General features: G+C 70.5%; 17 protein-coding genes. 9 read left to right on the plus strand and 8 right to left on the minus strand.

Going from position 1 to position 22,110, the window contains the following annotated elements; all coding sequences use genetic code 11:
* The first annotated feature begins 31 nt into the window (after positions 1-31).
* From ACWCPW_RS22265 to ACWCPW_RS22285, 5 genes are all read left to right on the plus strand, one after another.
* Complete coding sequence (locus ACWCPW_RS22265) at positions 32-388, plus strand: winged helix-turn-helix transcriptional regulator (protein WP_449763332.1); 357 nt, start codon at positions 32-34, stop codon at positions 386-388.
* Between the two features lie 308 nt (positions 389-696).
* Positions 697-1,947, plus strand: a complete 1,251-nt coding sequence (locus ACWCPW_RS22270; protein ID WP_449763365.1) for a nucleotide disphospho-sugar-binding domain-containing protein — start codon at positions 697-699, stop codon at positions 1,945-1,947.
* Positions 1,948-2,730: 783 nt separating this feature from the next.
* Entirely contained in the window at positions 2,731-4,149 is a 1,419-nt protein-coding gene (locus ACWCPW_RS22275) for a tetratricopeptide repeat protein (protein ID WP_449763333.1), read from the plus strand.
* Between the two features lie 546 nt (positions 4,150-4,695).
* The gene (locus ACWCPW_RS22280; protein ID WP_449763334.1) at positions 4,696-7,170 is read left to right on the plus strand and encodes a hypothetical protein; all 2,475 of its coding nucleotides are present in this window, start codon (positions 4,696-4,698) and stop codon (positions 7,168-7,170) included.
* A gap of 183 nt (positions 7,171-7,353) precedes the next feature.
* Positions 7,354-8,721 (plus strand): hypothetical protein, encoded by a 1,368-nt coding sequence (locus ACWCPW_RS22285; protein ID WP_449763335.1) that lies wholly within the window; start codon positions 7,354-7,356, stop codon positions 8,719-8,721.
* 69 nt (positions 8,722-8,790) lie between these two features.
* Here ACWCPW_RS22285 and ACWCPW_RS22290 read toward each other — a convergent pair whose 3' ends face one another.
* The 5 genes from ACWCPW_RS22290 to ACWCPW_RS22310 form a co-directional block, all read right to left on the minus strand.
* Positions 8,791-9,192 carry a hypothetical protein gene (locus tag ACWCPW_RS22290; RefSeq protein WP_449763336.1) on the minus strand — a complete coding sequence of 134 codons (402 nt, stop codon included), beginning with the start codon at positions 9,190-9,192 and terminating at the stop codon, positions 8,791-8,793.
* A gap of 699 nt (positions 9,193-9,891) precedes the next feature.
* Positions 9,892-10,647: a DUF4389 domain-containing protein gene (locus tag ACWCPW_RS22295; protein WP_449763337.1), complete on the minus strand. Its 756-nt coding sequence runs from the start codon at positions 10,645-10,647 to the stop codon at positions 9,892-9,894.
* A 92-nt stretch (positions 10,648-10,739) separates the two neighbouring features.
* On the minus strand, positions 10,740-10,883 hold the full coding sequence (locus ACWCPW_RS22300) for a hypothetical protein (protein ID WP_449763338.1): 144 nt from the start codon (positions 10,881-10,883) through the stop codon (positions 10,740-10,742).
* A 57-nt stretch (positions 10,884-10,940) separates the two neighbouring features.
* Positions 10,941-11,243 (minus strand): hypothetical protein, encoded by a 303-nt coding sequence (locus ACWCPW_RS22305; RefSeq protein WP_449763339.1) that lies wholly within the window; start codon positions 11,241-11,243, stop codon positions 10,941-10,943.
* A gap of 84 nt (positions 11,244-11,327) precedes the next feature.
* A complete protein-coding gene (locus tag ACWCPW_RS22310; RefSeq protein WP_449763340.1) occupies positions 11,328-11,489 on the minus strand; it encodes a hypothetical protein in 162 nt (53 codons plus the stop codon).
* 518 nt (positions 11,490-12,007) lie between these two features.
* On the opposite strand from ACWCPW_RS22310, the gene ACWCPW_RS22315 reads away from it, so the two are divergent.
* Positions 12,008-12,364 carry a cyclic-phosphate processing receiver domain-containing protein gene (locus tag ACWCPW_RS22315; protein ID WP_449763341.1) on the plus strand — a complete coding sequence of 119 codons (357 nt, stop codon included), beginning with the start codon at positions 12,008-12,010 and terminating at the stop codon, positions 12,362-12,364.
* Here the strand turns inward: ACWCPW_RS22315 and ACWCPW_RS22320 are convergent.
* Positions 12,319-12,672, minus strand: coding sequence for a transcriptional regulator (locus ACWCPW_RS22320; protein WP_449763342.1), 354 nt, complete (start codon positions 12,670-12,672; stop codon positions 12,319-12,321). The two genes, ACWCPW_RS22315 and ACWCPW_RS22320, sit on opposite strands and share 46 nt — an antisense overlap.
* Complete coding sequence (locus ACWCPW_RS22325; RefSeq protein WP_449763343.1) at positions 12,669-13,130, minus strand: hypothetical protein; 462 nt, start codon at positions 13,128-13,130, stop codon at positions 12,669-12,671. Before ACWCPW_RS22325 ends, ACWCPW_RS22320 begins: the two co-directional genes overlap by 4 nt.
* Positions 13,131-13,510: 380 nt before the next feature.
* On the opposite strand from ACWCPW_RS22325, the gene ACWCPW_RS22330 reads away from it, so the two are divergent.
* Positions 13,511-17,959, plus strand: a complete 4,449-nt coding sequence (locus ACWCPW_RS22330) for a hypothetical protein (protein WP_449763344.1) — start codon at positions 13,511-13,513, stop codon at positions 17,957-17,959.
* A gap of 292 nt (positions 17,960-18,251) precedes the next feature.
* Here the strand turns inward: ACWCPW_RS22330 and ACWCPW_RS22335 are convergent, their stop codons facing one another.
* On the minus strand, positions 18,252-18,911 hold the full coding sequence (locus ACWCPW_RS22335) for a GntR family transcriptional regulator (RefSeq protein WP_449763345.1): 660 nt from the start codon (positions 18,909-18,911) through the stop codon (positions 18,252-18,254).
* A gap of 125 nt (positions 18,912-19,036) precedes the next feature.
* Between ACWCPW_RS22335 and ACWCPW_RS22340 the strand changes: the two genes are divergently transcribed.
* Together ACWCPW_RS22340 and ACWCPW_RS22345 are read left to right on the plus strand one after the other, a co-directional pair.
* The gene (locus ACWCPW_RS22340) at positions 19,037-20,842 is read left to right on the plus strand and encodes an amino acid adenylation domain-containing protein (RefSeq protein ID WP_449763346.1); all 1,806 of its coding nucleotides are present in this window, start codon (positions 19,037-19,039) and stop codon (positions 20,840-20,842) included.
* On the plus strand, positions 20,835-22,082 hold the full coding sequence (locus tag ACWCPW_RS22345) for an ATP-grasp domain-containing protein (protein WP_449763347.1): 1,248 nt from the start codon (positions 20,835-20,837) through the stop codon (positions 22,080-22,082). Before ACWCPW_RS22340 ends, ACWCPW_RS22345 begins: the two co-directional genes overlap by 8 nt.
* Positions 22,083-22,110 lie beyond the last annotated feature (28 nt).

The raw sequence follows: 22,110 nt of genomic DNA on the forward strand, positions 1-22,110 counted from the left end.
GGGTAAGTATGCAGGTCGGAAAGGGTACGTCATGGGCACGGGGCAGCGGCCGGGGGCGGCACACTGCGGGATCGACGCCGCGATCGAGGTCATCGGCGGCAAGTGGAAGGTGCTTGTCGTCTGGGCACTGGAGGTGCAGGGCCGTGTGCGGTTCGGGCAGCTGCGCCGGATGATTCCCGGTGTCACGGAGAAGGTGCTCGCCGCACAACTGCGCGAACTGGAGGCCGCCGGCATCGTACGGCGTGAGGTCTTCGACGAAGTCCCGCCGCGGGTCGAGTACTCGCTGACCCCGCGCGGCCGGGAACTGAGCGACGCCTTGGCCCCGCTCGGCGAATGGGGCTGGAAGCACTTCGTCCCGGACGCGGCCGGTGGCCCGGAGCCGGCATAGCGTGCACCACCGCGTCACCGCCGTGAAGGAGCGTTGTGTCCCGGGCCGAACATCGCGGAAGGGTCCGGGCGGCGGGCCGAGACGTCGGATGCCGGCCGACCGAATCGGTTGACCGGTTCGTCCCGGCTCGAGCCCCCGGGGATCGAGGCCGCGGTGGCGGGTTCCCGGGAGTACGCGGGCGCGAAGTGGCGCTGTGCTCAACGGCTTTGCCTCGGCCGGCACGGTGTGTCGGGAGGCGGTCCGCGTTTGCATCCGTCGTTGTGCGGGCGGGTGGTGCGGGGGATACTGTTGCGATGCGTGTTGCTCTCATGACATCGGGTTCTCAGGGTGACGTTGCTCCGTTTACCGGATTGGGTGCCGGCCTCGTCGGTGCCGGGCACAAGGTGACCCTCGTGACCCATGGGCGGTTCGAGCCGCTGGTGGCCGATACGGGGATGCGATTCCACGCGCTGCCGATCGATCCGCATGAGCAGATGCATACGGAGAAGGGTCGGGCGCTGCATCGCAGCGCCACCGGCGCGGGGAAGCTGGTCCGCGTGTTGGCGCTGGCCCGCTCGCTGGCGTGCGAGATGGCCGACGGCCTGGTCGAGGCCGCACCGGGCCACGACGTGATCGTGGCGTCGGCGTCGCTGGCGCCGGCGGCCTGCACGATCGCCGTGGGGCTGGGTGTGCCGTGTGTCGGTGCCTACCTGCAACCTCTGCACCCCACAAGGGAGTTCGCGCCGGCGATGGTGTCGGAGCGTTCGCTGGGAGGGGTGGGCAATCGGCTGGCCGCGCACGCCGTCGACTTCGCCGTCGACCGGGTCTACACCGACGTGTCCCGTGACCTGCGAAAGCGCCTGGGTCTGCCGGCGGCCGGTCCGACCACGGCTCGCAGGGCGCGGGAGCGCCGCGGCTGGCCGGTGATGTACGGGTTCAGCCCCACGGTCGTGCCACGCCCCGGGGACTGGCGTCCGGGCCTGGAGCCGGTCGGCTACTGGTGGCCGCACGATCCACGCGAACTTCCGTCAACCGTAGAGGAGTTCCTCCAGGCCGGGCCGCCTCCGGTGTTCGTCGGCCTGGGCAGCGCCACCGTCCCCGACCCCGGGCACGTCAGCGGCCAGGTGGTACGGGCACTGCGTGCCGCGGGCCTGCGCGGGATCATTCAACGGGGGTGGGCCGACCTCTCCGCCACAGGTGACGACATGCTCACCGTCGACGACGTCCCGCACCACCTGCTGTTCCCCCGTACGGCCGCGGTCGTCCACCATGCCGGGGCCGGCACCGCCGCCGCCGGGCTGCGCGCGGGCGTGCCGAGCGTACCCGTCCCGATCCAACTCGACGGCGCCTTCTGGAGCGATCGACTCGTCCGACTCGGCGTCGCACCGGGCGCGGTGCCGCTACGCCGGCTCTCCGCGGACACTCTGCACGCGGCGCTCGTCGAAGCCACCAGCCGGCCGCGATACCGCGAGCGCGCCGGCTCGATCGCGGCGCGTCTCGCCGCGGAGGACGCCGTCGGACCCGTCGACGCCCTGGTGAACCGGCTCGGCGACACCGCCCCGGGGCGTCGCCGCGGTTGACGGCGATGCCGTGGGGTTCAGCCCTGCGCGTATCGGCCGACACGTCGTTTCGAGCGGCGGTTTCGGCGTCGCCCGGCACATCCACCCGGGCCACGTCGTCGCCGCGTTCTGCGACGCCTGCCGCGACGGTGACACCGCCGTCCTCCCGCGCCGGGCGGACCCCGGGTACGTCGACGGCCGCTCCGGACGGACCGACCGCGACGCGCTCGTGGCGGCGCGGACCGGGAACCGACCGGCCGGTCGACGCGGGTCCGCCCGGGTGGCTGACGTGCGCCGTACAAGGTCGACCAGGACCGTCCGATAACGCGGAGGAATTTCCCCGCATCCTTTCGGCAGCCAACTCGTTGGCAGTTGGGGTGTGGCTCGGGCCCCGGTGCGCGGTGTGGATTCCCGCTCCCTCGCGTGGGGTGGGTGAGTGGAGACAGTGGTGGAAACGATGGGCACGACTGTGCGGACGAGCGGCGGTCGGTGACCGGTGCGGTGCGGGGTACGGCGAAGTGGGCCGCGGTGGCCGGCGCCGCGGCGGGGGCGGCGTCGGTGCCGGCCGGGGTGGCGCAGGCCGGTGTCGTCGGTAGGGGGAACGGGACGTTCGGCAACGGTTGCCTCGATGCCGACGGCTCCGCCCGGGCGGAAGGGGCACCTTCGCGAGCGAGGGCACGGCCAGCGGCAACCACGCGGCGCTGCCGTTGACGCTACCCGGGAACAACCGTGGGAACGGCGGCGTCGTCTGTTTCGCTCTCTTCCGCTGGTCGTTCCAGCAATCCGCAGGCCGAGGAGGTTGGGATGTCGTTCGGGCCGGTGACGGGCGTGTCGTTGGGCGACGCGCCGGTACGGGAGTTGGCGGCGCTGAGCGGGCGCGCACTGCCGCTGCTGCGGGCATGGGTGCGCGAACAGCCGCGCTTGGGCGTGGCGCGGGCGCTGCTGCTGTTGGCGACCGCGGACGACCTCACGGATCAGGCGTTGACATCGGAACTCGCCCTTGCCCATGAGCACGCGCGGGGGAGCGACGCGCGGTCGGCGAGTCTGGTGCACGCGGTGTTCCTGCACACCCATCGCCGATACCGGATGACGGCCGACCATCTGATCACGCACTTCGCCGCCTGGCCCGGCGACGAGGTCGCAGCCCTGATGATCGGCGCGTTCACCGCGAGCGACGATCCCTGGCACCGCGCCTGCGGCGACGCCCTGATCGAGCGCCACCACGAACTCGCCGGAGGCGACGACTGGTTCTGGACGAGCCTGGCGGCGTGGAGCGCGGTGGAGCGGGGCCGCGTCGAGCGGGCCCACGCGCTGGCCCGGCATGCCCTGACGCTGCACCCGCGCTCGGGCGTCGCCGCCCACGCCCTGGCCCACGCCGAACACGAATCGGGCGCGGGCCCCGACGCGATCGCCTTCCTCGACCGATGGCTGGCACAGGACCCGCGGGCGCCGCAGACGCGGCATCTGAACTGGCACGCCGCCCTGCAGGCGCTGGCCTGCGGCGACTTCGCCCAGGCGCGCCGGCGCGCCGACGAGGCGCTGGACCGCGCGGACGTGGGCATGCGTTCCGCGACGAACTGGCGTCTGCTCCTGGCCGGGCAGTCCCCCGCGGGGCGGTGCGATCTCGATCACGTGCGCGCGCTGCTGGCCGCGCCGGAAGGGACGGCGGAGGTCTTCCACACCTTCAACCTCGCACTCGCACTGGCCGTCGAAGCCGCCGGCGACGATCTGGACGCCCTGGCCGCCCGCGCCGCCGCCGACCGACGCCCGGAGTACCGGGACGTGTTGGCCCCGGTGGTGCGCGCCCTGGCCGAGATCACCGCCGGCCGCCCACATGCCGCGGTGGAACTCCTGACAAGCCTGGGGGAACGGGTGGAACGCCTCGGCGGAGTCCGCGTCGAACGCGAGATCGTCCAGGACACCCTCGCCCGCGCCCTGGTCGACTGCGACGAACACGCCCGTGCCGTACGACTGTTGAACCGCCGCCGCACCACTCGCCGCCACCACGCGTACGAGGACCATCTCCTCATCCCCACGGGCCCCGCGCCGACCGAGCCCCCGACCGGCCCCACCAGCGCCGCGGCGGCGCCGCGCGACATCCCCGCGGCCCGCGCCGCCCCGACCGAACGCCCCCACCCCGCCGCCACGGCGCCGGCAGCCTCTCCCGAACACACTCGGCCCCACTCGTCGGGACCCCCGCGCCATCCGGGAGACACCTCATGAGCACACCGCAGGTGATCGTCGTCTCGCTGCTCGGCAGCGGCACGGTGTTGCCGCTGCGGATCACCGACGCCCTCGGCCACACCCGCACGGCACGATGAGCGGCGCGGGCGACACGCCCGACAACGGCCCCGGCCCCGGCTCCGGCGAGGCCGAACCCCTGTTGCACGCCGCCCGCGGACGCGAACGCGCCGGGCGACTCCTGCGCGGGGAATTTCCTGAATCGAGCGCAGAGGCGCCGCGTGGAGGCGGACATGCCGACCCGTGTCATTTCCCCCGAATTCGGGATTCGGAATTTCATATTCCGGTTGACGCGAACCTCAGATGTTGCTCAAGTGCGATTCCCGGCCGCATTCGTCGCCGGTAACTTCGCTGCCGAGCCGCAGGGCTGAACACGGGATGTCCTGTGGGTGTCTACCCGCGATCCCCACTGATCGTTTTCCCGGACAAATGGCGCGCCGGCGGTCGAATTGCAGAATTTCCGACGCCAGCCGAGCCCGCGGGCAAACGACCGGGTGGTCCCGACCTCGTTGTCGAAAGGACACCAGGATGGCATCTGGCATATCTGGCAAAAATGCGAAGCGCCGACCCGTCAAAGGGACCCGGATCGCGGCCGGGCTCGTTTTGGCCGTGGCCGGGATCCAGGTGTTGGAGGCGGCCACCGCGGTGCGGGCCCACGCCGACGAGCCGAACCTGCCGGAACCCGGCAACAAGCGAGGGCCCAGCTTGTCCTGGCGTGTCATGGACGCGCTGCAGCGGAATGTTCCCATTACGCCGGACATGTTGCCGCGCGACGCCAAGTTCTTCATGCCGAAGCTTTTTGTGGCTTCGATCATCCAGACGACCATCACCGAAGCCCGGCTCGGCGGCCCTTTCATCAACCCGCATCCGCATAGTTGGGTTGTCACCGCCAAGGACGTCGCCGCCGGTGTCAACTTGTTCATGGCAGAGCGCGCACTGACGATTCAGGGGGCGGAGAACGAAGCCCGCGCGATTCTCCAGGAGCGGAGCACGGCGGTGGCGGACTACGTCGCCGAGCTGCGCAACGGACCGGTGAAAAACCCCGATATCTTGCGGAATCTCGCCCTGACGGAGGCCGCGTACCAGGGGCTCGACGACAAGTACAAGCATGTGGAGACCAACGAATTCGCCAAAAATATCGTCGACGAGCGGGAGCGGGTGAAACTCAGCCCGATCCGCGACGTGCGGAGCGACGCGGTGCTCCGCAGTCTCGCCGAGGAGACTTTCGCGAGGTCCAGGGTGGCCCCCGCGCTGACCGACGCGTTGGAGTACGAGGCGATCAAGGCGGTCGAGGCCACGGACCCGAACAAGTCGGTGAAGGAACTGCGGAGCCGGAGCTTCCTGGATTATCAGCTCTCCAAGTACAGCGGGCAGCTTCCCAAGCCCGGAACCACATCCGGCTGGCAGGAAGGACCCGAGAAACCCGGCGGCGACCCGGCGGGGAAGGGGACGAACGGCCCCAAACCGGTGACGAACGGACCCTCGGGCGGAGCGGCCGAGCTGCCGCGCGGGCAGGCGCCGGACACGGGCAAGCCCTCGACCGGCCAGGGCAACGGCGGGCCTGAAACGGGTCGTGGAGGCGGGACCGAATCGTCCGGGCGCGGCGGTGCCGCGGAGGGTACGACGACCCGTCCCGGGGCGGGGAAGCCGGCGGCAGGCGAAGGCAAGACGGCCGCGGGCGATCCGGCGCGTGGGCCGGCGCGTGGGCCGGGCGGCGGCACGGCGACCGAACCCCTCCGCGGACCTGCGGGAACCACCGCGGGCGAGCCCGAGGTCAGGCCCGCGCCCGCGGGGGAGCCCGAGACGAGGCCCGCGCCCGCGCCTGCGGGGGAGCCCGAGGCCAAGCCCGGGACCTGGGACGAGACGAAGCCGACCGTGCCGCGGGAAGCCCCCGTCGAACCCGCGAAGCCCCGCAGTGCCACGGCCGAGAAGCCGGTGGCGCCGCCGGAGTACACGCCGAAGACCGCCAGGTCGGCCACCGAGGACGCATTCACCCGCAACGTCAACGTCGCGGTGAAGCAGAATGCCGCGTTCGAGGTGGCGGTGTTCGCGCTCGAGCAGGTTCAGGGCCGTCTGACGTCGGACTACCTCAACTGGATGGTGCGCCGGGCACAGCAGGACCCGCAGTTCGTGGACCGGTACCTGACCCAGTACGGGAACTGGCAAAGCATGAGTTGGCTGGAGCGGCGCCGGTACGAGATCGACCACTTCTTCGGCGACGGCCTCGACTTCGTCAACTCGGTGGCCTTCTTTCCGGAGATGGCCAAGTACATGCAGGCGATGCAGAACTTCTACCGGCCGGTTTCGCCGGGTGACCCGGGCATGACGTCGACCGAGGCGACCGTCGAGCCGTACACCGGTGGCGGGCGGACCACGGACGCGGCAAACCGCATAACCCTGGGCCCGGACGGCCAATGGCACGACCGGTCGCGCGTCTACATGCTCAACGACCGCGACAAGGCCGCGCCGCCGCCGGCCAAGGCGCCCGCCGAAACGCGGGCCGAAACGCAGACCCCACCGCAGACGCAGAGCCGGCCTCCGGCCAAGGCGCCTGCCAAGAAGTCGGGTTCGCAAGCCCCCAAGTCGGGGGCCCAGCAGAGCGTCGACGCGAAGATGCGCGAGAAGGGCAACGGCACATCGAGCAAGTCGGGCACCAGCGGCAATAATGTCAACCCCGACCGCTCCAACGGCAGTTCGTCCGAATCCCACAACAACCGGCTCGGAGAGGGCGGTGGCCACAAGCCCTCCGGCGGCGGCTCGTCCGGGCCGTCCGGCGGCGGCTCGTCCGCGCCGTCCAACGGCGGGTCGGGCACGAGCCCCGGAACCGGCGGCAGCGGCAACGGCAGCGGTGGCTACGGCGACAACGGCGGTGGCGGCAGCGGCAACGGCGGCGGTGGCGGACAGTCCAGCGACCCCGGCGCCGACTCCGGGAACAAGGGCCCCGGCAGCTTCGGCGGCAAGTCCTCGGGAGGCGGCGGCGCGGACGCGTCCAAGCGCGTGTGACCGGTGGTCCGCCGTCCGGCTCGGGCAGGCCGGGGTGGGCGGCGGACCGTCGCAGCCGTGTTCGCCATCGTCAGGCGCGGACCGGATACTGCGGTCTTCCGACGCTCTTCCGACGGTCTTTCGGTGGCTTTTGGCGACCTTCCGGTTTTCGTCCGACCTTCGAGGCTTTGCGGGGAGCGCGGTATGTGGGCACCAGGGACGATCTTCGGCGGCCGATACACCTTGGCCGAACAATTGATCGACGGCAGTGCCGCGGAGGTGTGGTCGGCGGACGACGCCGTGCTCGGGCAGCGAGTCGTGATGAAGATCCTGCATCCGGAACTCGGCGCGCACGCCGTGGCCGTGGAGCGGTTCCGCAGCGAGGCACGACTCGCGGCGACGCTGCGTTCCCCCGGGATCGTCGGCGGCCATCGCAGTGCGGGAGTCGAAGACGTCGCAGAAATCCCTTACGTCGTGGTGCAGTTCGTAGACCGCAGTGCGCTGAGCGCGGGAGCCGTCGCGAACGGCTCGATAGCGTACGAACAAATCCCCGACATCGTGGCGCAGATGCTGGAGGCGTTGCACGCGCAACACCGCCACGCGATCGTGCGCCGCGACGTCGAGCAATCCGGCCCCACGCCTCGAACGCTCAGCCCTGCCACGCGCCGGCCCGCCCGAAGGCGTAGCCGAAAACACCGCGCGGCCGTCGCCGCGCTGCCGACCGCCGCCGTCATCGCGGCGGTCGCCACCGCTGTGTTCGTGCTGCACTCGCCTGCGGACACCACCCCCGAGGCACGAAACGGCGGACCGACGCACGCGCAGATTCCGGCTGCTCCGGGAACCACAACACCGCAGGCCGACACCGGGGCACCGACGGGACCCGGCGCCGCGCCGTCCGCCGCCCTGCCCGGGGATCCGACGACCGCGCCGGCGACCGGCCCGACCTCGGAGCCGAACGAGCCTGCTGCAACCGGGAGTTCGGCCCAGCTCCCGCCACCCCCGGCGGAGCCGGGCAGGCCGACGCCGCCCGGAGTGAAGCGCACCGCAGCCGGGAGCACCGGCTCCACGCAGGCCGGCGGCACCTCCGCGAACAGCGGCGCGCGGCAGCCCAGTCGCCCCGTCGCCAAGCCCGCCGCCGCGGCTCCGGCGGCTCCGCCCGCGGTGCCCGCGGGCTGCGGCGGCTCGGGCTGGGCAGCCATCACCAATGTCGGTGACGGCGTGAGGATCGGCATCGACACGGCGAGCCCCGGCGTCGGAAGCAGGCTGGTGATGGGGGGACACACCGAATACGGCTGGGTCAGGGCGCAGGTCGGCCCCTGGCAGAACATCCGGGCCTGCAACACGAGCGGCCCGACGATCGTCCCGCCCTCCGGCAACGGCGGATCGCCGTCACTCGGCACCGCCACCTTCACCGACGGACTGCTGAACATCAGCGCGGCGCCCACGCCGGGCGCTTCCCTGATAACCGGGTTCACGGGCATGCAGTGCCTGACCGACAACGGCCCGGGCCGCCAACTGACCTTCAACTACTGCGTTCCGGGAAACAAAGCCCAGCAGTGGTACATCCGGTAGCCGGATTGCCGGGGGTGCAACGTCGTCGAAGCCGACGACCCGCCCACGCGGCAACCGGCCGGCTCGGCGCTACATCCCCTCTTCGCGGGAGGCGTGCCTCGCTCTTTGTGTTCCGATGTTGTGTACCGGGGCCCCGGCCGCAGGCACCATGTAGTCGGCGCCGGCCGCGGGCGCGAACGCGGTGAACGAAAGACTCGCCGGCGACTTTGCCACGGTGAGCCTCCCCCCGCTGATTCCGGGGTGGCGGGTGGGGGCGACCCTGGGGGTGGGCGGACGGCGGGCGGGCACCGTGCGGATGATCTTGGGTGCCGCTGCTTCCTTCACCTTCAAGGCCTGCCAGGTGTCCGCCTTGTTGTGCACGACGGGCTTCATGTCCTCGGACAGCGATCGGTAGAATTCACTGGAGGCTTTCGCTCGCTCCAGCCTTTCTCTCCTTGCCATCAACTCGTCGCGCGAACGAACGTCGTTCATGTCGTCCACTTTGCGCGCGTTCCGCGACTCGCGATCGTGTGCCCGCTCCCGGGCTTGTTCTCGCTCGGCCTCCGCGGATCGGGTAGTCCAGCGTTCCACCGCGCGGTCCGGAGCCTTGCGCACCGCCGCTACGCCCCGCCTGACCGCGGCCCGCACGCGGGAAGGACGTGGCCCGACGTCGGGCGCGAATGCGGGCATCGGAGGTGCGATCATGGGAGTGTATGTCGGCTTCGGCGGCATCTCTCCCGCGTTCTCCCGTGTCGATCCGGACGGTCGCGCAGGCGGTTCGAGGGGCTGGGACATGTCGGACCTCCAAGGGATCGTCGGTCGAAGGACGCGACCCACAGGCGCTCGATCAACACCCTGGCGCGACGCGGATCCGATCATTTAAGCACTTTGCATCGATCGGGGATTCGATCAAGGCCCGTACTGCGGAATCCGGATGATCCACGAGGCGAACGCGAGGCCCCCGTCGGCGCCGCCGCACGAGAGTGCGATGGCCCCGCGCAGCTCCTCGTGACGAGTGGTCGGCATGTACGGTTTCCGCCGGTCGGGCGGCGTGCTCCGAGACCGCGAGTACGGTGACTTGTGCCTCCGGGTGGGGCGTCGCCGCCGTCGGCAGGGCGGTTCCGCGCGGCTCGGGCGCGCCGGGGTCACGTCACCGGAGCGTCGGTCACCGTTGCGAGGGCACGCGTTTGCCTAACCGTTCCCGACGGCGGGGATGATCGACGCGCTCGAGGCGCCCACCAGTCCGATCACCAGGAACAGCGCGATCAGGCCCCGCCCGAGTCCGCTGGTCAGCAGCGGGCGCGTCGCGGAGCGATCCGTGCCCGCCTCCCACGTGTGCGCGTCGCCGAACAGACCCTTCGGGTAGGCCGACGTCACGAGCAGGCCGTACGCCATGAAGCGCATCCGATAGCGCACGATCGCCGCGGTGGCCTCGAACAACGGATCCGGCATCCGGCCGGCGATCAACACGATCAGCCACAGCACGAAGGACACCGTGAACCACCCCGCCCACGCCAGGGCCTGAACGACGAGGGCGGGGATGATCAGGATGATGCGGAACAGTACGGCGAGTCGATTCAGCCGCCCCGGCCGCAGCCCCACCCGAACCGGATAGTCGGACGGGGGCTCCAGGGCGAAGGGCGGATACCGATCGATCAGCAGCATCTGACTCGCCGTCACGCGCGTTTCGTAGCCGACGAACCCGCACAGGAACGACGCGATCGGCCCGGGCAGCCGACCCATCACGAGCGCGGCGAACCAACCCACGAACACCAGGACGGTCGCCACCAGGCCCAACACCCACACGACGATGAACTGCGGGATCAGCAGGAGGTACCGGAACAGCACGGTGAGCCGCCGTTGCCGCCCGGGGGCGGGCATGTCCAGAACGGGCAACCACTCCCCCTGCTCGGCCACCGATGTGCTGCCCCAGGTCCCGGTTGTCATGGTGTGCTCCAGACTCGGCCGATGGTCACCATCCCCACGCTGACAGCGGGTGGCCGGGACGGCATCCGGGCCGATCCGCACGGGTGAACCCCTCACCCGTCCGCCCGGCGTTCGAGGCGAATCCAGGCGCACCACCCGGCACCGGCCGGCGCGGCCCGGTCGGCGGCCTCGCGGTCGGCGAAGCAGCGACGCGACAGGATCCGGGACACCTCCTCGCCGGGCTTGAGTCCGGCCACCACCGGGACGCAGTCATTCGGCGTCGGAGACCACACGGGGTGGTACAGGGGCGGGCGCTACAGCGACGGAATCGGTTGCAGCCGCGCTTCGATACGGTCGGCTATCCACGAGACCGTGGGGTGGGCATAACCCACGGCCCGGATGAAGGCGTCGGCTTCCTTCGGGTCCGCCCACACGATGCGGTGGCCGTTGACCAGGCACAGCACGGTCCCGGCCGTCAGCCCGGTGCGTTCGTTGGCGTTCTCGAAGACCGCGACCTGCGTGATGTAGCTCATCAACGCGGCGGCCTTCTGCGGCAGGGTCGGATTGAGGGCCCTTTTGAAGCCGCGACCGTACACGGCCGCTTGGAGGGAACCCAAGAGACGGGGGTCTCTTTCCCGGCCGGTTCCTCCAACGCGGGCGTTGATTCGGCGTAGATCGTCATCCGAAAGTGCGTACACGGGTTACAGGCCCGCATCCTCGAACAGGGGAAGGAGTTCGTCCAAGGTCCTCTGGAGAGACTGCTCGAACTCGTCCGCAGGCACGTAGTCGAGAGGCGGAACGGGAATGCCGTCCGTCCAGTCGACTTCGGCGGCCGGGCCGGATTCCGGGTACGCACTACTCATGGCCTCATATTTGCACGCCCACGGCAGATGTGTGGAGAGGTCCCGGAGAATTATGCGACCGGGGAGGCGATCGATGGCGTTGCGGCGGCCTCCAACAGCCCGACCGATGTGTCGCTCCCCCCCAGGGCTTGGGCCCGCGGGGGTCGCTCGGCAGGGTGGGGGATGGCGGTACGGTCGAGGAGGCGGCGAAGCTCGCGCGCTCGGTCCCCCGTGGATATTCACCACGGCAGTGTAGTGAGACCGCCGTGGTCGGCCCTCCGCGCTGTCGTCCGGTCCGGAGACACATCGGGAAGGTTTCGTCGGAGGCCGCTCCGCCTGCCGGCATGCGGGGATCAGGAGGGCAGCAGTCTTCCGTTGTACGCCGACACGGGATTGCGGAAGGACTCGACGTCCACGAGGAAGCACCGTGCCGGGCGGGACTGACGACGAACGCTGTGCAACGTGCGTGTGGTGCCTTGCCTTTGCTGCCTTTGCTGCCTTCCGCGCTTCCTCGACCGCTCTGCTGTGATGATGGTCGGATGCACGAAGACCCGCTCGTACCGGCGCCTGTCATTCTCGGCATCGACGACCTGCGACCACTTCCCTGGGCCACGCGGATCGCCCGCACCAGCGCCGAAGGCATCCGGCTCCTGCAGGAGCACCGCGACCGCTTCGTCGACGAACTCTGGCTCGACCACGATCTCGGCGGCGACGACACCATCCTGCCCGTGGTGACCCTCATGGAGGAAGCCGCCTTCCACGGACGGCCCTTCCGCATCGGAACGGTCTTCGTGCACAGCGCCAACCCCATCGGCGCCGAGACCGTCGTCCGGTCGCTCACACGCTGGAACTACCGAGTCCGGCGGGCAACGGCCCGGGAATCCAAACCGGGTTGAGACCTTTCGGTGGTTGTCGTGGCGCCGGCGACGATGGCCTGCAGTGCCGCGACGTGGCCGTCGAAGGCATCCCGGCCGGCACGGGTCAGGCGGGCGCGTACCTTGCGGCGGCCGCCGCTGGTGCGGCGCTCGGTGGCCACGTACCCGGCTTCCTCGAGGGTTGCGAGTTGCTTCGACAGTGCCGATTCGGACAGTCCCAACTGCTCCTTGAGGTAGGCGAACTCCGCCCAGTCGGCGGCGGCCAGTGTCGCGACCAGCGTCAACCGGGTGCTGGGGTGGATCAGTTCGTCGAACCGTGCCTTCGTCATGCCCGCGCCCAACGGCGCAGAACGCGCAGCATGTCCGGTCCGCCGAATCCGATGACGGCCGCGATCAGCGCCGCCGCCCAGATGCTCGCGTGGTCGGCGCCGTCGGCGTGCAGTGCGAGGGCGGCGGCCACGGTGACGGCGACGAGCCCGAGCAGCATGCCGATCACGATCAGCGGAGTGCGGCGCCCGGCGACGGCCGCGCCGACCCGCAGTCGGTCCGTGCGCCGGCGTCCGTCGAGCAGGCGCGTCGCGAAGACCGCGTGCCCGGTGCCGAAGGCCGCGGTCGCGGTGCCGGCCGCCCACGGTGCCACGCTGCCGAGCACGCCCAGCAGCAGCCAGCCGGCCGCCATCGCCCACCAGTAGCCGCGGGGCAGGCCCACTTCCTCGGCCACCCGGCGCCGGGCACGGTCGACGGCGTCCAGCGCGGCGAGGGCCTGTTCCGGAGCAGTGTCCGCCATGACGGAACCTCACTTTCCTGTCGGGAAAGTAAGAGTTCCACTTTCCGAGTGGGAAAGTCAAGGTGGCCGGCGAACCACGACGAGTGCACAGCGCTTCCCGAGGCGAAGCCAAGCGGGCACCAACCGTCGAAAGCCACGATCGGACGGGGCGACGATGATGCCCTCTCGGTGTTCCGCCCGGCACGACACGGGCATCGCCACATCGGTGATTTCCGCCATGGCACTCGCCGTTCGCCGCGCGGCACCGACGCCGCTTGATGGTGTCCACCCCTGGAACAAGGGATGGCTCCCGGGAGCCCAGCCGGGCCACCCTCGCGAACAGCGCGGTACGCGACCCGCGTTCGCGCTCCGCCGAACCCTTCGACCGAGAGGAAGACTCGATGACCTCCGATACCGACGGCGCCGCTGTCGTGAGCCCCGCAGCCGATGCCGACCCAGCCGGCTCCGCAGCCGCGGCGGATTGGTTCTACCTGCGGGACAGCATTCGCGTGAACACCGCGCTGCAGGCCGAGTTACAGGCCGAACACCCGGCTCCGGGAACCCGGTTGGTGCTGATCGCCCGGGAGATCACGCACGACCCGGGATTCGTCCTCCGCGCCTCGGGCCACCCGGTGCTGATCGTGGCCGAGACCTATCGGGGCGAGGGTGGCGCGATCGACACCACCGGCCCGGCCGGTGCCGGCGGTTCGACGGGCACCGGCGGGGGCACCGGCGGGTCCGGCCCCGACGGCACCAACGGCAGGTCGGGCGGGCCCGGCGGCAACGGCGCGCCCGGCGGCACGGCCACCCCGATCACGCTGTTCGCCGCGAAGGCGGCGGACGTGTCGTTGATCGCGCGTGGCGGTACCGGAGGACACGGTGGCAACGGCGGACCCGGCGGGGCCGGCAAGGACGGCGTCAAGCCGCCTCCGGGCCGCGACGGCCGGGATCCCGGATCCGGAGGGCGCGGCGGCAACGGCGCAAACGCGGCGGTCGGCGGCTCCGGCGCGCAGATCCGGGTCGAGACGGTCGAGCGCTCCGGGGTCCGGCCCGACGGCAGCGGCGGCGATCCCGGCGGCGCCGGCCGAGGCGGGAGCGGCGGGCCGGGAGGCGGCGGCTGGAACGGGCCCGGGGAGTCCGGTCCGGACGGCCTCGACGGCCTGCCCGGCTCGGCGGCGGGGCCGAGCGTACAGCCGGACCTGCGCACCCACACCGCCGATTCCTGGTGGGCCGCGGTGCGTGCGGAACTCGGTGACGCGTACAACCAGGTGTGGGCCGAATACCGCACCCGAGTGGGTGAGTTCCTGTTCCGTTCCTACGCGCCCGGCCTGCCCCGGCGGGCCGACAACCGGATCGCGGCCGGACACGAGTTCGGCCGGGCGCTCGTGTTGTGGCCCCAACTGGCCCGCGCGGCAGAGCTGTCCCGCCATCTCGCGCACAACCTCACCCCCATCGGGGTGCCCTACGACGTCGACATCGTGCCGGACTTTCCCGCCCAGGAGAAGTTCGTCGAGATCTACGCCCCGCTCGTGCAGGCCTCGCTCATCGCCGCGCGGGACCTGCTGCTGTTCGCCATCGGCAAGGCGGACAAGATCCAGTTGGTGGGCACTCAGGTGGACCACCTCACCGACCTTCAGCCCGTGCTCAAACTGGAGCGCGATGCCGCGAAAACGGGGCTCGATCACGCCCGGGGGCGGGCCGAGATCATCGACCGGCAGATGCACGAGGTGGAAGTGCAACTCGGCGCGGTGCGCGAGAAGATGATCCAGGAGAGTCTGGAGTTCCCGCCCGGCAACAACCTGGGCCCGGTGATCGGTGCCGCGATCGCGATCGCCGCCATCGGAAGCGCCGTCTACACGGGCGGCCTCTCGCTCGTGGCCCTGCTCGCGGTCGGCGACGTGCTCGCCAAGAACGCGGCGGTCCTGGAGGGGTTCAACGTCGAGACCGGGAAGTACGGCGACGGCAGCTATCTGGTCAACTGGTTCGACTGGAGCGGGGACGTCCCCAAGCTGCGTTCCGATATCCGCGTCGAGGACGGCAAGCTGGAGAAACTGGGCGACACGGCCACGAAGTTCATCCACGCGGCCGGAACCTTGAGCCAGCTCTTCAGCGCCAAGGTGGACGGACAACTACAGAACGCCGAGAAGAACCTGCTGATCCGCCAGCTCGAACTGGTCCGGGAACGCGCACTCCAGATCCTGGAAGTCAGCCGGAAGCAGCTCACGTTGGCCGCGGCCGACGGAAAGATCGCCGTCAACGCGAACGACATCACCCGGTTGACCCGCCTGGAGGGCGACTGGGCCGGCGACATCGCGCAACTCGTCGGTATCGCACGCCTGTTGATCAACCAGAACCAGCACTACATGGATCTGCTGATCGAGTACTGCTTCTACGCCCACCGGGCGCTGGACCTGTGGACCCTGAGCAATCTCACTCCCACGTACAGCTTCGACATGGGCTACCTGCACCCCGACGACATCGAGAACGCCTACCGCCCGCTGCCCCGGGGCGACGACAGCCGGGTCAAAGGCCTGTTGCAGCAGTACCAGTCCTCGTGGGGTCGGCTGCCGCAACTCGCGGAGCTGCACCGGATGCACGACCGGTACCCGCTGGACCAGGATCTGTACTACCTCCACCTGACCTCTCCCGCCCTGCTGGGCGACCTGAAGAGCAAGGGGACCGCCACCTTCACCGTCCCGCTCGAAGCCTTCCCGGACCGCGTCGCGATGAAGGTGGTGTACCTGCACGTCGGTCTGCTCGGCGCGCACGCCGACACGCCTCGGGTGAGCGTGCGGATCGAGCACTCGGGCCTGGCCACCAACCGGGGCGAGAACGGCACGGTGCGCAACGCCCAGGGCGGCCCCCTGTCGAGCACCGTACTGGCGACCTTCGACCGCGACGATCCCGGTGCGCCGCCGAGCAGGCAGGCGTTCTGGGGACGCAGCCCGGCCACCACCTGGCGGATCACCGTCGATGCGAGCGCCGCCGAGCAGGCCGGGCTCGAGCTCGACGGCCTGACCGGTGTCTTCCTCTCCCTCTGGTACTGGCATCGCGGCGCGGCACCGTCCGGACCACCCGCCGCGCGCATGGCGCTGAGCGCCGACTTCGACGGTGACGGTCGGCTCGACGACGTGATCTGGGATCCGGGCGACGGGAGTTGGCGGGTGACGTCCACCACGGGCGGCGGCACCCGGACCGTCGCGCTGGGCCAGGCCGGCGACCTTCCGGTGCCCGCGGACTACGACGGCGACGGAGGGGCCGAACTCGCGGTGTACCGCCCGGCCAACCGCAAGCTGTTCACCCGGCGCCTGGCGGGCGGCCCGCCGACGGCCTACCACTGGGCCACGCCCGACCACGTGCTGACCGCCGAGGACCGGATCGGTGCGGAACGACTGGCCGACATGCTCGAAGACCGGGCCACGCAGTTGTCCGGCGCGCGGCGGGCTCCGGAAGCGGTCGAGCCGCAGTCGGCGGCGTGCGGGCTGTTGCGCCGGCTGACCACGCTCGATGCCCGCCGCTATCGCCCCCGGGTCGGCGCGGGGTTGGTTCGCCTGTCGGGATTCCTGGCGGCCGTCGACCGCTCGGACGAGGCGATCGCCGCCGGCGAGGAAGCCGTCGCGCTCTACCGCACGCTCGCGGCGGAGCACCCCGACGACGACGAACTCGCGTACCGAATCTCCTGGGCGTGCATCGAAGTCGGCCACCACCTGTGGGGCAAGCCGGAGTTGCGGCTCAAGGCGACGAACCTCGCGGTCGCGGCCATCGACAATCTTCGAACACTGGCCGCGAGGAACCCCGCGTACCGACGCCGACTCGCTCAATGGGCGGCCAGTCCCACCACGGCTTTCCTGGCCGGCAGCGGCCGCTGGGAGGAAGCCGTCGCGATCGGCGACGAATCGATCGACCTCTACCGAGTACTCGTCGCGGAGAGTCCCGACGACGTCGAACTCGGATTCCTGTTCTGCTCCGGGGCCGTCGACATCGCCCTCCACCTGTGGGGCAAGCCGGAGTTGCGGCTCAAGGCGACGAACCTCGCGGTCGCGGCCATCGACAATCTTCGAACACTGGCCGTGAAGAACCCCGCGTACCGGCGCCGGCTCGCCCAATGGGCGACCTCCCCCACCACGGCCTTCCTCGCCGGCACCGGCCGCTGGACCGAGGCGGTCGCGCTCGGCGACGAGGCCATCGCCCTCTACCGCGTGCTGGCCGCGGAGAGTCCCGACGACGACGAACTCCACCACCAGGTCTCGTCGGCGATCATCGAGATCGCCGTCCACCTGTGGGGCAACCCCGAGTTGCAGACCAAGGCCACCGATCTGGCCCTGCAAGCCGTCGACAACCTGCGAACCCTCGCCGCCGACAAGCCCGCCTACCGGCGGCAACTGGCGCAATCGGCGATGCATCCGACCGTGGCCTTCCTGGCCGGAACCGGGCGCTGGGACGAGGCGGTCGCGCTCGGCGACCAGGCCCTGAGTCTGCTGCAGGACCTCATCGACGAAAGCCCGCACAACGACGAGTTCGGCTACCTGCAGGCCTGGGCGGGCGTTGAAATGGCGATCCGGCTGTGGGGCAACCCGCAGTTGCGGGCCAGGGCGACCGGCCATGTCGTCAACGCCGTCGACAACCTGCGACTGGTCACCACCCGGAACCCCACCTACCGCCCGCAGTTGGCCGGCTGGCTCGTGTCGCCCGCCGCCGCGTTCGTGGCCGAAACCGACGGGAAGCCGAGCGCGATCCCGCTGGTGCGCGAGGCGATCGACCTGTACGTCGACCTGGCCCGGACCGACCCCACCACGTACGGCCCGAAGCTGGCCGAGGCCCGCCAACGCCTCACCGAACTCGGGGGCTGACACCCGCCCCGAGGAGGCCGCCCCCATCCGGCAGGGGGTGGCCTCCTCGGCGGGACGGGCGATTTTGTCGGTTGCGGGTCGGGGATGACGCGACGGCGTCGTCTCGCGGCCCGGAACGAGGCCGGCGTGCGGGACCGACCGCACGCGATCCCGCTCGCGCGATTCCACGCGGCCGAACAGCTCGACCGGTCCCGGCACGTGATCGACCCCGGCCGTGTCCGGGCCGCTCGAAGTGGCCCGAAACCGCGCTCGGGGCGGCGGCGGGGAATTCAGCGCTCGGAGAGCTTCCTGATCAGTTCGGCTCGGTCCGGGTGGGGGAGGCCTCGGCGAGCATGCGGGTGGAGCTGTTGAGCCAGTTCGCCCTGAGGGCGGTGACGGCGCCGGGGATGTCCTTGGCGATGAGGCGGCGGGCTATCTCGCGGTGTTCCTCGTGCTCACGGGCGATGGGCCGGTCGTCGGGGACCATGAGGCTCTCGTAGCGGCGGAGGTCCGTCTTGACCGACGCGATGAGGCCGACGAGCCGCCGATTGGCGCAGGCACTGATCAGGAGGTCGTGCCACTCTCGGTCGCGCTCGGCGATGAGCCCGTACTCGGCGACCTGTTGGGGGAATTCGTCGGCGAGCCCGAGGAGGCGACCGGCGATCTCGGCCAGTCGTTCCGGATCGCTCGAACGCAGCGCGTAAGCCTCGAGTTCGGCGACGATCTCGACCAGTTCGGTGAACTCGCGGTTGCTGATGGGGGCGAATTCGAAACCGCGATGCCTGCCGGAGCGCAGCACACCCTCGCCGACCAGCGCGATCAGTGCCTCGCGCAACGGAGTGCGGCTGACTCCGAACTCCAGGGCGAGCGCCGCTTCGTCGACGACCGAACCCGGACGGAACTCGCCCCTGGCCAGGCGCCGCACGAGCTCGTCCCGGATCTGTTCGCGCAGTGACCTCCGCTCGATGGCCACGTCTCTCCCTCCGCCCTCGGTGCCCACCCTAGCCCTTCCGCCGCGGTGTCCGGCCGAGTCCTTGACTGTCGATGATCTTTGTATAACAAATTTTGAATACAAAACTTCGCTCCCGGGGGTGCGGCATGGACGGTCGGTTGGGGAACGAAGGCTTATCGGCGTTACCGGGTGATTCGCGGGCCGTATCCGTGATCGATCTCCTGCGGCGGAGCGCTGCCGAGACTCCCGATGCCGCCGCTCTGACCGATGGCAGGGACGTTCTCTCCTACGGCGAGTTACTGACGGCGGCCCGGTCGCTCGCCGCGCGGATCGCCGACCGAGGCGTCGGCAGCGGAGACACAGTGATGGTCTGCCTGCCTCACGGGATCCCGACCGTCGTGGCGGTACTGGGAATCTGGATGGCCGGGGCCGTCTACGTGCCTGCGGAACGCTCCTATCCGGTCGGCCGTCTCCGGACGATGTGGACGGATTCGGGGGCCGAACTCGCGATCATCGGGCCGGACCAGGAAGGTCTCTTCGCGACGTTCCCGGGGCGGCGGATCGTCCTGGTCCCCGCCGAGGTGGTCTCGTCCGCGAGAGAGGCCGTTGCCCGCCGGCCGGAGGGCGACGCCGACGACGCGGTAGGCACGGAACTCGCGTACATCATCTACACCTCGGGAACGAGCGGTCACCCCAAGGGGGTTCGGGTCACCCATGCCGGACTCGTCGGCCTGATCGAGGAGATGGTGTGGCTGACGGCCGCGGCGAGTCCGTTGCGCATGCTCGCCGCGACGAGTTGTACCTTCGACATCTCCTTGGCCGAGTTCCTCGTTCCGCCGGCGGCCGGCGGTACCACCGTGGTCGTTCCCGAGGACATTCGCACGTCTCCGGCCGCGCTCGCGGACTTTTGCCTCTCGACCCGGATCACGTGCGTGCAGGCGACGCCGACGATGTGGCGGTTGCTGGCCCCCCATCTGTCCGCCCGCCTGGCCGTGGGCCTTTGCGGCGGTGAGCCCCTGACCAAGGACGTCAGGGATCATCTGCTGGCGCACTGCGATCGGGCCTTCAACATGTACGGGCCGACCGAGGCGACGATCTGGTCGTCGGCGTGGCGGATTCGCGCGTCCGGCGAGATCAAGGCCGGTGCTCCGCTGCGGAACAACGAATTCTTCATCCTCGACGACGAAGGCGCCGCGGTCGCGGACGGCGAGTTCGGCCACCTCCATATCGGAGGGCTCGCTCTCGCGGCCGGGTACACCGACGAGGCGCTGACCGCCCGGGCGTTCCGCGCGGGCACCGGTGCGCTCGCGGGCCGGCGACTCTATGCGACCGGTGACCTCGCCGCCTGGTCCGACGGTGAACTCGTGATCCGGGGACGCCTCGACAACCAGGTCAAGATTCACGGCAGGCGGATCGAGGTCGAGGAGATCGAGGCCGTCCTGGGAAGACATCCGTCCGTCCGGAACTGCGGCGTCGTGGTGTCCGGCGGCGATCGGTCGCGCGGCCTGACGGCGTTCTTCGAGGCCGAGCCCGCGGTCGACCCGGACGAGATCACGCGATGGCTGGCCACGAGTCTGCCCCCCTACATGATCCCCGCGACGATCGAGGCGTGCGCGCGACTGCCGCTCCTGCCCAGCGGAAAGCTCGACCGAACACGGCTGGAACAGCGAACCCGGAGCGGGACGACGAGGCCTCGGCCCTCGTCGATGCCACCCCGGGCGGAGGTGGAGCGGTCCTGGACAGAGGTACGGGGCGCCGCGCCGGATTCGAGCGGAGAGGACTTCTTCGCCTCGGGCGGCGACTCACTGGCCGCCGTCCACCTGCTCAGGATGATCAGGAAACGCACCGGGGTCCTGATCAGCCTGAGCGAGTTCTACAGATACTCGCGCTTCGGCGAACTGGTGACGCGCGTCGAGGAAGAGATCGAGCAACGGGGGCACGGGCATGCCTGAACTTCTCTACGTGGAACTGGGTTTCGGGGACTACGCGGCCTTCGGGGCGGCGATGGCGCGATCGCAGGGATTTCGCACCCGACTGGCGAGTGCGGATCCGGAGCGCTACCGGGTCCCGGAATTCACCTTCCGACCGGCCCGCCCGATCATGCGGGACCTACCGCTCGACGCGATGAGCGCGATCGACACGATCGACACCCTCGACCCCGAAGCGGTCGTGGCGGCCTACCGCGATCGCGACCTGTCCGGGGTGATCGCGTTCCAGGACGGTTTCCTGCTCACCGCCGCACGGCTCGCGCAGGTGCTCGGCCTGCCCGGAGCCGACCCCGAGGGGCTGCGGAACTGCATCTTCAAGGACCGGACCAGGGAACGAACCGCGGGCATCGGCCGTGAGATCGCCTACGCGGTCGTCCCCACCGGGCAGACCCCGGCGACCTCCCCGGTGGGCTACCCCTGCATCGTCAAGCCGGCGGTCGGGATCGGCAGCTACGGCGTCTCCCTCTGCCACGACGACGAGCAGTTCGCCGACGCGGTGGACGAGGCGATCATTTCCTACCGGGCCACGGGAGGCGCCGGCGACGCGGTGCCGACCGCGCTGGTCGAGGAGTACGTCGAAGGCGGCGAATTCAGCGGAGAACTCCTGTGGGATTCCGCGGAATCACGGTGGCGTCTGCTCGGCGTCACCCGCACCAGCAGAATGACCCCGCCCCCCACGAGGCGCGAGATCGGTCATGTCTTCCCCTGGACGTTCGGCGGCGGCGTCGACCCGATCGTCGCGGACACGCTGGTGGCCTGGTTGGAGGCCGCCGGCCACCGGATGGGCGGCGCGCACATCGAATTCCGGATGGACGGGAACGTCCCCGCGCTCATCGAGATCAATCCCAGACTGGCCGGCGGAGGCCTCACCGAACTGGTGCGCCTGACCACCGGGTTCGACCCCATCGACGGCTATCAGCGGCTGTGCCGAGGGGAGTCCGTGTCCTTTCCGGAAGAAGGGCGCTATCTGGGTCATGCCGCGCTCTACGACCTGCTGACGCCCAAAGCCGGGCAGGTCAAGGAGATCGACCGTCCCCGCAGGGCGGAAGGAATCGTCGAGGTCGCGAGCCGAGAACCCGCGGAACTGACCTGGCTGCCGGCCGAGATGCACCTGGCGTACGCCATCGCGCATGCGGAGGGTGCCCCGGAGGCCGCCATGGCGCTCGCATCCACCTATATCGACGCCATGTCCGTCGGCTACTGACAGCCTTCTCGAGGGGGAGACCGTGGTG

This window comes from Embleya sp. NPDC001921 (genome assembly GCF_053594475.1).